The sequence below is a fragment of the Neorhizobium sp. SOG26 genome (assembly GCF_003491345.1).
In the GTDB taxonomy this organism is placed as follows: Bacteria; Pseudomonadota; Alphaproteobacteria; order Rhizobiales; family Rhizobiaceae; genus Neorhizobium; species Neorhizobium turbinariae.
The window spans coordinates 2,890,302-2,904,265 of record NZ_CP025512.1; the positions used below are offsets into that span (position 1 = coordinate 2,890,302).

Genomic DNA, 13,964 nt, shown 5'->3' on the forward strand with positions numbered 1-13,964 from the left:
GCCAATGCCGCCGCTTATTGCGCGGCGACAACCTCCATCTTGCCGGCTGCGGTGCGGGCCGCAAGCTGCGGGCGATACATGTCCTCGACCTGCGCCGCCGGATGATCGTAGACGCCCGGTGTTACGGCGCGAACGACGTAGGCCAGGGAGATCTCGCGGTTGTCGCCGGCATTGCGGTTGAAGGCGGCAACAAAGCGGTCGTTGCGGAACTCCAGATGCGCCGGCGTGACCTCCTCGATCCAGTCGAAGTTCTGGAGGCCCGCGCTGTTGACGATACCCGGGTTGTCGATCTCGAAGCCGGCCGGGAGCAGGTCGGTCACGACGATCCGCGACGGCCAGTCATTCGTTTCGTTGATCGTGAGTACCACGACATAACGCTCGTTCTGCTGCACCTCGCTGACGCTCACCTCTTCGCCGTTCATGTTGTAATAGGTCCGGGTGATGTCGAACCCATCACCGCCCGCCTGGAGCGGCTGGGCCGGTGCGGCAACCGTGGTGATTGCCGCAGACAACGGCTCGCTGCTGTCGTTGCGGATCGTCACAGGGTTGTTCATCAGCGCGTCGCCGGAGATCTGCGACATCAGCGCGCCGGTGTGGCTGGCACCATTGACGTTGAGCCTCAGGTTCTCGTCGCCGTTCTGCAGGGAACGGGCAGCGAGCAGCATCCATGTCTGCTCCTGGGTGCTCGTGTATTTCTTTGCCGCCCATTCCTTGGCGACGATATCGGCAAGCGCCGGCACGATGGGCGGTACCGGTTTGCTTTCTGCCGCAAGCGCCAGCACCGCCGCCCCGTCACGCAGCGAGGACCCGTAGTCGGAGCGAACGAGGCTCACCTTCTGCAGCAAGGCGTTCTCCGACATCTGCAGCGAAGCCGCGAAGATGTTGCGCGACCGCTGTGCATCACCGTATAGCGCCATCGCTGCGGCCAGATGGGCCTTGGAAAGCGGCGTCGGGAAGTCGCCGAGCATCGTGTCAGCGTAATAACGCAGGTCGCTGATCGCGGCCCTGCGGTTGCGGGCCAGGACATAAAGCGCATAGGCGATCTCGTTGCCCTGGTCCTTCACATTGGTGGTGAAGCTCAGCGAGTTCTGCAGGCTCTCCAGCGCCTGCACCAGCGCCTGTTCAGGCACGACGTAACCCTGCTCGCGGGCACGCGACAGGAAATCGGTGACATAGGCATCAAGCCACAGGTCACCACCGCCCGGTGCCCAGAGGCCGAAACTGCCGGACGAGGACTGGAAGGACAAGACGCGGTAGATCGCATCCTGGACGCGCTTCTTCACCTCACCGTCATCGGCAAGACCGTTCTGCACCGCCAGTTCGCTGAGATAGAGCAAGGGCAGCGCCCGGCTCGTCGTCTGCTCGGCGCAGCCGTAAGGATAACGGTCGAGGCTCATGAGGAGCGCCGGGATGTCGAAGGCGGTGGAGCGGCTGACATTGACGCTGACGGACGCACCGGGAAGCATGCTGTCGGCCAGCAGATTGGCATCCACCGTCACGCTGGCCCCCGGCCGCAGCTCCACCAGCCGCCGTTCGGTGACGGGCATGGCAGCCGGCCGCACGGGTATGTCGAGTTGCTGGTAGACCGACACGCCGGAGACGTTCTGCAGGCTGATATAAACCGATCCGTCGCCCGCCTTTACGCCAGACAGCGGAAGCGTGACGCTGGCCTTGCCGCCTTCGGCAAGCTTCACGGTCCTGAGCGTGCCGCGACCCACCGAGACCGGCTCTGTGGTCATCACCTTGAGCTGGTAGTCACCGGCGGGCGCATCGGTGTTGGCAATATCGAGCCGGAGGTTTGCTTCGTCTCCGGGAGCAAGGAAACGCGGCAGGCTGGCAGTGACCACGATCGGATCGCGGATCACCACGTCCTTCACGCCATGCCCGACCCCGGTTTTCGACCAGGCGACCGCCATGACGCGGGCGGTGCCGTTGAATTGCGGGATATCGAAGGAGACCTTGGCCTTGCCTTCACCGTCGAGCTTCACCGGCCCGGAGAAGAAAGCCACAAGCTTTTCCTTTGGCGGGCTGGCCTGCAAGGCCATGCTGCCGCCGTCACCACCGGTGCGCAGACGCCCCATGGCACCGAGCGAGCCGTCGATCAGCCGGCCGTAGATGTCGCGGATCTCGAGCCCCAGGCGCCGCTGGCCGAAATACCAGTCGTCGGGCGCCGGCGGCTGGTAATGAGTCAGGTTCAAGATGCCGACATCGACTGCCGCGACCGTGACATAAGCGTTCTCGTTGGCGCCCGCACCGGCGACATCGAGCGAAATGTCGAGCGCCTGGCGCGGCTGGGTCTGGTCCGGCGCGGTAATCGACACCTGCAGATCACGGTTCTCCGGATCCACCTTCAACCAGGTGATGCCGATCGCCCGCATCGGCATGCGGCTTTGCTGCGCCTCGCCCGGCCGATAAAGCGTCGCGGTGATGTAGGAGCCGGCGCCAAAATCTGCCGTCACCGGAATGCTCACCTCGCCCCCGTCGGCATCAATGCTGGCATTCTGCACGGCGATCAGGTTTTCCGACCCGGCCGTGACCATCAACTCGCCGGCATAACGCGACGAGATCTTGAGCTTGGCCGTGTCGCCGATCTTGTAGCTTTGCTTGTCGAGGGCAATTTCGAGCGCATCAGGCGTTTCGGTCGAGCTTGCGGTAACAAACCACCCGGCCTGGAACTCGACGCTGCTCACCGGGCCGCCGACATCTGCCGTTTCGATCTCCAGCCGATAGCGCCCCCAGGCAACGGGAACGGATAGCTTGCCGCCATCGGCAGCAGTCACGTCGACCGTGCCGTCAGCCACCTGGCTGGTGCGGTTGACCGGTTCATACCGCCAGGACGAACCCTCGCGGTACCACTGGTAATCGCGCTCGACCTTGATGAGTTTCCAGCTGAGGCCACGCATGTCCTGCTTCCGGCCCTCCGCATCCACCGCGATCACGGTGAAGTTCGCGACCCCGTTTTCCGGAAGGTCACCGGAAAATTCCGGCTTGATGCCAAGCCGCGCCTCGTCCGCCTTCACCGGAAGGGTGATTGTCCGCTCGACGGCGCGTCCGCCTGCTTCCTGCATCCGCACCACGATATCGGCATTGATGAGCCGGGTGGTGGATGGCACTTCGGTCACAAGCGCATCAAAGCTCGCCTTGCCGTCGTCGTCGGTCGGCTCCAGCATGTCGAGCGGGATTCGCGTCGTCTCCGTTTCTTCCTCGTCAGCCAGGCCGAACTGGTAGCCGGGGAAGGCAGCGTTTTCGCGTGTCGCCTTGAGCGCGATCTCGCCTTCGAGCTTCAGCCCCGCAGCCGGTGCGCCATACAGGAACCGCCCGTCGATATTGACCGGCGCCGCTTCACCCTCGACGAGTTGCTTCGCCGGGCTTTCCATGTCGAACTCGATGCGGTCCGGCACGAAGTCATCGACCAGGAAGCTTTTCTCGCCGATCGCCGAACCCTTCGGGTCGGTAAAGATCTGCATCGTCCAGGTGCCGCGCATCGCGGTCTGCTGCAGCGGCAGGTCCAGCGCGTAACCGCCAAGCGCACCGTTGCTCACCATGCGCCGGTCTTCCACGCCATCCGGCCGCAGGAAAACGAAGGTCAGCGGCAGGTTCTCGATTGCGGTGGCATCGATATTGCGGGCAAGCGCCATGGCGTGAACGGTCTCGCCCGGTCGGTAGATGCCGCGCTCCGTCCAAGGCAGGAGGTCGATTGCACCGGGGGCCGGACGTCCGGTGACTCCGCGGTCGGACAGGTCGAAGCCGGCGCGGCTCATGTCGAGGAATACATAATCCTGGCCGGACAGCTGTGCGGTCAGCACCGCAGGTACCATGCCCGCCGTGCCACGCATCAGGCCTGCGGTGAAGACGGCGCGGCCATCGCGATCGGTTTTCGCCGTGCCGAGGATTTCGTTGTTCTTGGCAAGCAGTTGCAGGTCGACACCTGCCAGCGGCCTGGCGCTGCCGAGCGAGCGGGCAAAGACATGCAGACCATCTGTCCCGGCATAGGTGGAGACGCCGATATCGGAAACGACAAACCACTGGGTGGCCTTGTTTTCCCACTCCTGGCTTACCGCATTGGATGCCGCAGCGGTGAGGACATAAACGCCGGGCTTGCGGGTCGGCAGCGCCTCATCAACCGGGAAGCTGGTCACCACCTCCTTGTTGATGTCGCGGGCAAGGTCAATCGAACCCTCCCAGACCAGCTCGCCATTGGTTTCCTCGATCTGGGTGGCATTGTAGCCATCGATCTGGCTCAGGAACTGGGAGCCGGCCAGGATCGACGGGATGTTGCGATCACCGACGCGGTAGAGCTTGAGCTCCGCGCGCTCTGTGTTGACCGACACGATCGGGATGCCGCGGCGAGCGGTTGATGGCAGGACGAAACTGTCACCCGTGAAGCGCACCATCGGCGAGCGGTCCCGAACATAGATGTCGAGATCCACCTGGGCGGCGAGCGGTTCATCGACCGAAGATGGCAGGCCGCGACGCAGCGACAGCTTGTAGCGCTGGCCATGCGCGAGGCCTTCGACGCAGATCTGGTTGTCCTTGGCTTCGAGTGCCTTCGGCGCCTGCCCGTCCAGAACAACGAAGGGCGCGTAATCCACGCCCGCCTTCACCAGCGGCTCGGAGAACTGCACGCAGACACGCGGGTTGGCGCTGTCATTGTTGACGGTGTTGCCGGTGACGCGGAAGCCGAAGCGCTGGTTGAGGTCGTTATACGCCGCCTGAACAGTGCGGGCGCTGACGAGTGCGAGGCTTGCCTTGTAGGCGTTGAGCGCCGGGCGGTAGTTCTGCTGTTTTGCGAGTGCTGCCGCCAGCACGGCCAGCGCATCAGCGCGCCTTTGCGTGGTGCGGGACAACAGGTAGCCGTTGATCGCCGCGAGCGTGCCTTCAGCATCGGCCGAGGAATTATTGTTGGCCGTGCCTGCCGCCCGCGCCATCTCGACCCACAGATCGCCATCGTCCGGCGTCAGCGACAGCGCGCCCTTGAAGTTGTAGATGGCGGTATCGACGTTGCCCTTCAGAAGCTCGTTTTGGGCGATCGCCTTCAGGTTCTCGATGCCGTAACCCTGCTGATTGTCACCGAGCGTCAGGCCATCCTTCTGCTCCCGTGCCTGCTGCATGAGGTCTTCGGAAAGGAAGGAGAGCCGCGGCGGCGCGCCGATATCCGGCTCGCTTGCAACTTCCACGATCTTGCCCGCAACGGCGCCGGCAAAGACGTTCATCTGCCCGTGGTCGGACTTGAGGAAACACCACTTGGCCTTCACGTTGTAGGTGAACGCCTTGCAACTGTTGTCGCCGATACAGGCAGCCTCGCATTGCGGCTGGCTGATATTCTTGACGGTCCTCAGATCAAAGCCAGGGTAATCGCGATCCACCGCCGTTTCGATACGCCGTTCGGCCGCCGCGGCTGGCGTCACAAGCGGCGCCTGGGCGACAAAAACGGATGAAAGAGCAGCGATGAAGCCGAAGAACGCGCGCCTAGACATGAAGATCCCCCTGGCTGACGTCGAGCCAGGGGATTTTCCGCCGCTGCCGGATGCTTGTCAATGAAGCTCGAGGGAAAGCCGCGGCGTGTCCCGTGACGATTGCTCATAACGCCGAGCAAGAACCGCTCAGGCCATGATGCCGGCCGCGGTGAAACCGCCATCCACCGCCAGCACCTGGCCGGTGATGTAAGAGGACCGGTGTCCATCGACCAGGAAGGAAATGGCGGAGGCAATTTCCTCCGGCTGGCCGTAACGCCGCATGGGCACCGTGCGATGCCATTCCTCGCGGGTGACCGCGGTATGCGTTTCCGCCACCATCGGCGTTTCGATCGGTCCCGGCGCGACCGCATTGACGCGGATGCGGTCGTCGGCAAGCTCGACCGCCATGATCTTCGTCAGCGTGATCACCGCGCCTTTCGAGGCACCGTAGGCGGAGCGGCCGAGATTGCCCTTGATCCCCGAAACGGAAGCGATGTTCACGATCGAGCCGCCGCCATTGTCCCGGATCACCGGCGCCAGCGCCTGGCTCAAGGCAAAGGCGCCGATGACGTTGATCTCGTAGATGCGCCGGAACTGTTCGGTTGTCGTATCCGCGAACCGGACATTGGAGCCGACGCCAGCGCTGTTGACCAACGCCGTGAGCGGGTTCGGCAAGCTGCGGCAGCGGGCGGCGACATCGGAATTGGCTGCCTCGTCCGTGACATCGAGGGTGAGCGTAGTGAGGCTTGCGCCAGACAGCTTCTGCGACAACCGTTCAAGCGCTGTGGCATCCCGATCCACGGCGACGACATGCCAGCCTTCCCTCATCAGCAGCTCGGTGGTCGACAGGCCGATCCCGGAACCTGCTCCGGTAACAAGGACGCTCCGCATGCCTTAGCTTTTCTCCCCTTCGACGATGACGAGCTCGAAAGTGACGCCCACCGGATTATCACCGCGCACCAGCCGGCCGTGGTAGATAGCGCCATCGGTGTCAACGACTGCTGCATCGAGCGTGGCGCCCAGACCGTCCGCCGCCTTCTCCAGCCGGCCGTTTTCGATCGCGATTTCCGTGGCGAGACAGACCACGCGACGACCATCCTCAAAGACCGGTTCGTTGATGCTGCCGATCCCGAAGATACGGGCGTCGGTGATGCCATGCGCGGCACAGACAGTCTCGATTACAGTCGCGACATCCTCGTTCGGCCGGATGCGCAGCAGGATCCCATTGCCGGCGCCGCTTTCACCCCTGGCGGAAAACAGCGTGAAGTTGGTTTCGGGATCCGGGATGGAGTCGAAGCTCGCCGCGGCGCTGCCATAACCGTGCACTGCAATCGGCTGGCTGACGACACTGTCGAACGGCAGCACATGGCCCATGCGCAAGGCACCTTCGCCCGTGCCCCAGATGCCGTGGCAATGCAGGAACGGCTTGCCGTCGCGTTCACCAAAGATCGCGGTGGCGCGCTGGAATTTGCCGCCGGCAGCGGGTGCGAAGGTTTCGCTGTACCAGGCGGCATGATCCGAATCCGGCGAGAAGGCCGGCAGGACGTAGCGGAACGGATCGCAGGCGCCACCTTCAATTTCCACGAAACCGCCCTTGCAGCCGGCTTCGGAAAACACGCGCGTGATGCCATCAAGGAAAACCTCGCCGGGCTGGAGTACGCCCTCAAGTGGTTTCATCTCCGCGCGTACCGCCTCGTACCGGAGCGGCGCGACCGGCCCCGGATGCCTGAGCTGGCGCAGCGCAGGCCTAGCGTCTTTAGCCGGCTTTGAATCCAGCTCGCCGCGCGCCTGCAACTCCTCGCGGATCATCTTCTTGGTGATCTTGCCATAGGCTGATTTCGGCAGGGCATCCCAGAAGATAAAGCGTTTCGGCACCTTGTAGCGGGACATCTTGCCGTCGATGAAGGCAAACATCTCCGCCTCCGTGACCGACACGCCGGGTTTTGCAACGCAAACCGCGTAACCGACCTCGCCCCACAGAGGATCCGGCACGCCGAGAACCGCCACTTCGCTGATGGCCGGGTGGGTGAGCAGCTTTTCCTCGATCTCGCGCGGATAAACGTTCGAGCCGCCGGAGATATACATGTCCGACGCGCGGCCGGTGATGTAGAGGAAGCCCTGCTCGTCCACATGGCCGAGATCGCCGGTGCGGAACCAGCCATTGCGGAAGGCCTTCTCGTTGGCCTCCGGGTTGTTGTAGTAGCCGGCAAAGACAGCCGGGCCGATGCAGCAGATTTCGCCGGTTTCGAACGGCGCGACTTCTTCGCCCCTGTCGTTCTGGATGGAGACCTGCATGCCGGTCCGCTCGATGCCGCAGGTGCCGATCCGCCCATGCTCGCCATCTTCGGCCGAATGCAGTGCCGGCGGCAGGACGGTGATCGCGCCTGTGACTTCGCCAAGGCCGAAATACTGGACGATGACGGGCCCAAGCGTCTTCAGCGCACGCTTCTGGTCCTCGCGATACATCGGCGCGCCGGCATAGATGACGTAGCGCAGCGAGGAATGGTCGTGCTTTTCGGCCGCCGGATGCTCGACCATCAGCTTGAGGATGGTTGGCACGGTGAACATTGTGGAAACGCGCCACTTCTCGATCAACGCCCAGGCGACATCGATATCGAACTTCTCGGTCGGCAGAAGGATGGTCTTCACCCCATGCGCGACCTGCGTCAGTTGATGGACGCCCGCGCCATGCGAAAGCGGCGCGACAACCAGAGCCGCATCGGCGGAGGTGACGCCCGGCATCAGGTCGCAGAGGTGGTTGTTGACCACAAATGCCATCTGCCCGTGGGTCAGCACAGCCGCCTTCGGGCGCCCCGTGGTGCCGGAGGTGAAGAAGAACCAGCATGGATCATCGCGATCAACGGCCGCCTCGACCGGCTTCTTGCCGGAAAACTCGGTGACGATCGCGTCATAGGACGGGCCGAACCCGGCAGTCCCGATGGCAATGACGAAGCCGATCTCGGGGTTGTTTTCCCGCGCCACCCGGGCATGATCCGGAAACGAGGCGTTGCAGATCATGCCGGTCGCGCCGCTCGCCTTGGCAAGATAGGCAACCTCGTCCGGCGTCTGCCGGAAGTTGGTCGGCACCCAGACCGCACCGATGCGGAAGCAGGCGAACATGGACTCAAACATCTGGTTGCAGTTCTGTGACTGAACCAGGACGCGGTCACCCTTGCCGACGCCGAAACGCTGCTGCAGTGCGGCCGCCATGGCGTCGATGCGGGCTTCGAATTCCGCCCAGGTCCAGGTCTTGTCGGCCCAGACCAGTGCAACGCCGTCCGGCTCGCGACGCGTCGCCTGCGTTACGAAACGGGCGAGGTTCATGACCCGCGTCGAGCGCGGGCTTACCCCACCCGCCGGATCGCTTTTTCCGTCGACCGCCACCGAGGTGATCGCATTCATTTCGTGCGCTCCAGGATCGACACGTAGTTGGCGACCGCAGCCCCACCCATGTTGAAGACGCCAGCCATGGTGGCATTCGGGACCTGCATGTCGCCCGCCTCACCGCAAAGCTGCATGGCGGCCATGACGTGCATGGAAACCCCGGTCGCACCAATCGGATGACCCTTGGATTTCAGTCCGCCAGATGGATTGACCGGCAGACGGCCATCCTTGCGGGTGATGCCTTCACGGATGACGCGATAGCCCTTACCTGGCTCGGCGAGGCCCATCGCCTCGTATTCGATGAGCTCGGCAATCGTGAAGCAGTCATGCGTTTCGACGAAGCTCAGGTCGTCGAGCGTGACGCCGGCGTCGCCGAGCGACTTCTGCCAGGCACGGCGAGCGCCCTCGAAAGCGATCGGGTCGCGGCGCGACATTGCGAGGATGTCGTTGACGTGATTGCGCGCCTTGAAAGCCACCGCCCGCTTCATGTTGGCGGCGACATCAGGAGCCGCAATGACAAGCGCCGCCGCACCATCCGACACCAGCGAGCAATCCGTGCGCCGGAGCGGTGCCGCGACATAAGGGTTCTTCTCGGACACCGTGTTGCAGAACTCGAAGCCGAAGTCCTTCTGCATGTGGGCATAAGGGTTCTTCATGCCGTTCGAGTGGTTCTTGGCGGCGATCATCGCAAGCTCTTCCGAACGGTCGCCATAACGCTGGAAGTAGTGGCTGGCGATACGGCCGAAGAGGCCCGCAAAACCGCCTTCGACATCGGCTTCCTCCTCACGGTAGGAGGCCGAGAGCAGGATGTCGCCAGTCTCCCTGGTCGGCAGCGCCGTCATCTTTTCGGCGCCAACAACCAGCGCGATCTTGCCCCGACCGGAGGCGATGAAATCAAGCGCGGAATACAGCGCGGCAGAACCCGTTGCGCATGCATTTTCCATGCGGACCGCCGGGACATGGTCGAGACCATCGGCCGCCATGGCCGCAAGCGCACCCTGGAAATCCTGCTTGGAAAAACCGTTGTTGAAGACGCCGACAAAGATACCATCGACATCCTTCGCGGTGATGCCTGCATGTTCGAGCGCCGGATTGATCACTTCCGCCATCAGCTCACGCGTCGAGCCTGCCTCGGATTTCCCGAACTTGGAATGGGCCCAGCCGACAATCTCTGCACCTGACATGATCTTCTCCTTTGCCTTAAACTGGTTGAAGCGCCCTGCGACGTGCGCCGGCGGGCTTGCTGCGTGGCACGGGGTCGCGAACCGTAAACAGCGCCCGCATTTTCGTCTGGACCCGCTCGACTTCCGCCTGGAGCAGGCCCGCGAGTTCCTTTTGCCGCGCCTCGCCCATGCGGCTATCGATCGCCGCGATCGAAAGCGCCCCGGCGAGCCGACCGTCGGGAAGCAGGATCGCCATCCCGATGCCCCAGGAGCTCGAAATGACCCGCCCCGGATTGACCGCGTAACCCGTTGCCCGCGTCCGGGCGACATCTTCGCGCACGATATCGGGCGTGTAGCCCGGGTACTGGGAGGCAAGGACGCCTTCGATGCGCGCCAGGATCGCTTCCACTTCCTCGTCCGGTAGCGCCGCCAGCATGGCGAGCGAGCCTGCCCCGACGCCGAGCGGATTCTGGTCGCCGGTCAGCAAAGCGTGGGTACGCACCGGGTGCGTTCCTTCCTCGCGATGCAGACAAACGGCGTAGTCATCGCGCCGCATCGATACAAAGCTGGTGTCGGCAGACAGCGCAGACAACCTCTTCAGGCTGTCTGCAGCCATTTCCAGAAGTCCGTGACGGCGGGCAGCCAGAACGCCGAGCACATAGAGTTCGCCGCCGAGGTAATAACGGCGCGTCACTTCGTCTTGTTCAACCAGTCGCGAGCGCATCAGCGCCATCAGGAGCCGCCGCGTCGTCGGTTTGTTGAGGCCGCTTTCGGCGACCACTTCACTCAATGCGACCCCATGCTCGGCACGACGCCCGACGATGGAAAGAAGCTGCAAGGCCCTTTCCACCGCCTGCGCGCCCGAGCCGGACGTGCCACCGATCCGAAGATCAGCCAGGTTTGCGATCATCTGCTCCACAGGCACGTCCGCCTATCCCGCCTGGCTTAGCCGAGCTTCGTTCCAACGGCGTTTTCGAGGATTTCCCAAGCCTCGTCGCCATACTTGGCCTTCCAGTCCTTGTAGAAGTTGGCTTCCTTCAGCTTTTCCTGGAAGAGCGCGCCGTCCGGCTTGTTGAAGGTCATGCCCTTGCCTTCGAGCTCCGCCTGGACCGTCGTGTTGAGGTCCATCACGTCCTTGCGCTGCAGTTCGGCTGCGGCGTTGAAGTGCTTGGAAACGATTTCCTGCAGGTCTTCCGGCAGCGCCTGCCATGCGCGGCGGTTCAGAAGTATCCAAAAGCCGTCCCACATATGGTTCGTCATCGAGACGAACTTCTGCACTTCGTAGAGCTTCGCCGTGGTGAGGATGGCAAGCGGGTTTTCCTGGCCGTCGACGATGCCAGTCTGCAGCGCCGTGTAGGTTTCGGCGAAGTTGATCGATGCCGGTGCCGAGCCGAAGGCGGTGAACATGGAAGTCCAGAGCGGGCTCACCGGAACGCGGATCTTGAAGCCTTCGAGGTCCTTCGGCGTCTCGATCGGACCCTTGGACGAGGTGATCTGGCGGAAGCCGTTGTCCCAGATCTTGTCGAGCGTCAGCAGGCCCTTCTTCTCGATCTCGCCGCGAACATACTTGCCGAGGTCGCCGTCCATGGCGGGCCAGACCTTGTCATAGCTCGGGAAGGCAAAACCGACGCCATTGAGCGAAGCATTCGGAACGAAGGTCGACAGGATGATCGGCGACAGGCTGAACATTTCGACGCCGCCGGAGCGGATCTGGTTCAGCATGTCCGTATCGGCGCCAAGCTGGCTGGAGGGGAAGATGTTGATCGCCATACGGCCGCCGCTCTCCTCCTGGATCTTGGCGACAGCTTCCTTGGCGCGCACGTTCATCGGGTGCGACAGTGCCTGGTTATTGGCAAACTTGTAGGTGAATTCGGCCGCATTGGCCGGGCGCGTGCGAATGGAAAATGTGGTGGCAATGCCGGTGCTGGCGGCACCCAAAAGAAGCGTTCTGCGATTAACGGTCATAAAGTCCTCCTCCAATTTTATTCCCGGTTTATGGTCTCACGGTTTCACAGGAAAACCGTCGAGAAGAAGGGCACAGCCGCGATCACCAGAAGGCCGATCATCAGCGCGCCGATATAGGGCCAGATGGCCTTCATGGCCTCGTCTGGCGAAACATTGCCGATCTTGCAGGCGATATAGAAACCGATGCCGATCGGTGGGGCCATCAGGCCGATGTTCATCGCCGTTACGACCACCATGGAATAGTGGATGTCGTTGATGCCGAGCGAGCGGGCGACGGGGAACATGATCGGCGCCATCAGCACGATTGCCGGCAGCCCCTCCAGCACGCAGCCGAGCACCATGAAGATGAGGATGGTGACGCCCATGAAGGTAAGCCAGCCGCCCGGAAGATCCTGGACCGCGGCAACGAGCTGCGAGGCAAAACCGGTCTGCGTCAGCGCCCAAGCCATGGCGGAGGCCGCACCGAGGATCATCAGGATGGCGCCGGAAAGCGCTGCCGTTTCCACCAGCATGCCGTAAAGCCGCTCGCGGCTGATGCCACCGTAGAGGATGACGCCGATGATCATCGCGTAAAGGACGGCTATCGTCGACACCTCGGTTGCGGTGGCAATGCCCTCGCCGACCGCGGTGCGGATCAGGAACGGCAGGACCAGTGCCGGTGCGGCAACCAGGAAGGCCTTCTTGATGAGCGACAGCGGCGCACGGCGCACGCCGGCCATGGATTCGTGGCGGGACTTCCAGCGTGCCAGCACGGCCAGCACCAGAAGCAGCACCATGGCGATTGCAAAGCCGGAGGTGAACAGGCCCGCGATCGATACACCGGCTGCCGAGCCGAGCACGATCAGCACGATCGACGGCGGGACCGTTTCGGCCATGGCAGCGCCGGTTGCGAGAAGCGCGATCATTTCCGGCGGCTTGTGGCCGCGGCGCTTCATTTCCGGAAACAGCGCGGGCGCCACCGTCGCCATGTCGGACACCTTGGAGCCGGAGATACCAGACACGAGAAAAAGCGAGCCGAGCAGCACATAAGACATGCCGGCGCGGACGTGGCCTAGCAGCGACGCCAGGAACTCCACAATCGCCTTGCCCATGCCGGTCGCATCAAGCACGCAGCCGAGCAGCACGAAGATCGGCACCGAAAGCAGGATGATGCTCGACATGCCCTCGTCCATGCGGCCGATCATGACGAAGACCGGGACAGAGGTGGTGAAGGTGAGGAAGGCCAGCGTGCCAAGCCCGAAGCAGAAGGCGATCGGCACCCCAAGCACCAGAAACAGCGCCACGAAGCCAACGAGGAAGATCGGGATGTTCCAGTTGCCGATGGTCTTGAGGCTGGGACCAACGAACCACAACAAGGCCACCACAACGGCTGTGGCAACGACCGAAATGGCGATCTGCCGGAAGTTCGAACCCTTGATGACGTTGACCACGGCAAGCACCAGCATCAACGCGATGCCGACCGGCAGCGCGGTCGCGCGATAGCTCATCGGGATGTTCAGGGCCGCCGATGTGATGAAGGCCTCTTCCATCGCGTATTCATAGGCCGGGCGCAGCATCACGCCAAGGAACACGGCCATCAGCAACATGGCGAGCGTGTTCGCCACACCCTGGACCCGCGACGGCAGCATGCCGACGAAAAGCGTCAGCCGCAGGTGTTCGCTGCGGTCCACCGCCATCGCGGAACCGAGCATGGCAAGCCACAGGAAGGAAATCGAGGCGACCTCATCGATCCAGACGATCGGAAGCGAGAAAACGTAACGGGAGATGACACCGGTCAGGAGAAGCGCGATGATGGCGACCAGAAGCGCGGCGGCAACCGCTTCGATCGGGCGCATCCAGCGCGAGCCGGTCTGCTGGGGCGCAATACCCTCGAGCCCCGCCAGGATCGCTGCCTCGTCCATCGGATCGATCGTGCTGTTGGCTGTTGCCGTCACCTGCCATCCTCCCTATCAAGCGCAAACCTCGCGCTGCCCGAGAAGCAACAGGATCCATCGTC

At 63.1% G+C, this 13,964-nt stretch carries 7 protein-coding genes and 1 pseudogene; all 8 read right to left on the bottom strand.

The genetic code is table 11. The features are described 5' to 3' along the window. Positions 1–14: 14 nt before the first annotated feature. Entirely contained in the window at positions 15–5,477 is a 5,463-nt protein-coding gene (locus CYG48_RS14310) for an alpha-2-macroglobulin family protein (protein ID WP_118850990.1), read from the bottom strand. 126 nt (positions 5,478–5,603) lie between these two features. Then, a complete protein-coding gene (locus CYG48_RS14315; RefSeq protein ID WP_118850991.1) occupies positions 5,604–6,347 on the bottom strand; it encodes an SDR family NAD(P)-dependent oxidoreductase in 744 nt (247 codons plus the stop codon). A gap of 3 nt (positions 6,348–6,350) precedes the next feature. Continuing rightward, on the bottom strand, positions 6,351–7,133 hold the full coding sequence (locus CYG48_RS22825; protein WP_340162644.1) for a PCC domain-containing protein: 783 nt from the start codon (positions 7,131–7,133) through the stop codon (positions 6,351–6,353). A gap of 96 nt (positions 7,134–7,229) precedes the next feature. Continuing rightward, positions 7,230–8,858: pseudogene (locus CYG48_RS14320) on the bottom strand (acyl-CoA synthetase); the annotation flags it as partial. Next, positions 8,855–10,024 carry an acetyl-CoA acetyltransferase gene (locus CYG48_RS14325; protein ID WP_118850993.1) on the bottom strand — a complete coding sequence of 390 codons (1,170 nt, stop codon included), beginning with the start codon at positions 10,022–10,024 and terminating at the stop codon, positions 8,855–8,857. The gene CYG48_RS14325 and the pseudogene CYG48_RS14320, both read right to left, overlap by 4 nt. Positions 10,025–10,040: 16 nt before the next feature. Continuing rightward, positions 10,041–10,913: an IclR family transcriptional regulator gene (locus CYG48_RS14330; protein WP_118851677.1), complete on the bottom strand. Its 873-nt coding sequence runs from the start codon at positions 10,911–10,913 to the stop codon at positions 10,041–10,043. A gap of 35 nt (positions 10,914–10,948) precedes the next feature. Further along, a complete protein-coding gene (locus CYG48_RS14335) occupies positions 10,949–11,968 on the bottom strand; it encodes a TRAP transporter substrate-binding protein (protein WP_118850994.1) in 1,020 nt (339 codons plus the stop codon). A gap of 44 nt (positions 11,969–12,012) precedes the next feature. Continuing rightward, positions 12,013–13,869, bottom strand: a complete 1,857-nt coding sequence (locus tag CYG48_RS14340; protein WP_118851678.1) for a TRAP transporter large permease — start codon at positions 13,867–13,869, stop codon at positions 12,013–12,015. Between the last annotated feature and the right edge of the window lie 95 nt (positions 13,870–13,964).

Coding starts and splice junctions, on each gene's coding strand:
- CYG48_RS14330 (WP_118851677.1), bottom strand. CDS start 10,913: ATGATCGCAAACCTGGCTGATCTTCGGATCGGTGGCACGTCCGGCTCG.
- CYG48_RS14340 (WP_118851678.1), bottom strand. CDS start 13,869: ATGGACGAGGCAGCGATCCTGGCGGGGCTCGAGGGTATTGCGCCCCAG.
- CYG48_RS22825 (WP_340162644.1), bottom strand. CDS start 7,133: ATGAAACCACTTGAGGGCGTACTCCAGCCCGGCGAGGTTTTCCTTGAT.
- CYG48_RS14315 (WP_118850991.1), bottom strand. CDS start 6,347: ATGCGGAGCGTCCTTGTTACCGGAGCAGGTTCCGGGATCGGCCTGTCG.
- CYG48_RS14325 (WP_118850993.1), bottom strand. CDS start 10,024: ATGTCAGGTGCAGAGATTGTCGGCTGGGCCCATTCCAAGTTCGGGAAA.
- CYG48_RS14335 (WP_118850994.1), bottom strand. CDS start 11,968: ATGACCGTTAATCGCAGAACGCTTCTTTTGGGTGCCGCCAGCACCGGC.
- CYG48_RS14310 (WP_118850990.1), bottom strand. CDS start 5,477: ATGTCTAGGCGCGCGTTCTTCGGCTTCATCGCTGCTCTTTCATCCGTT.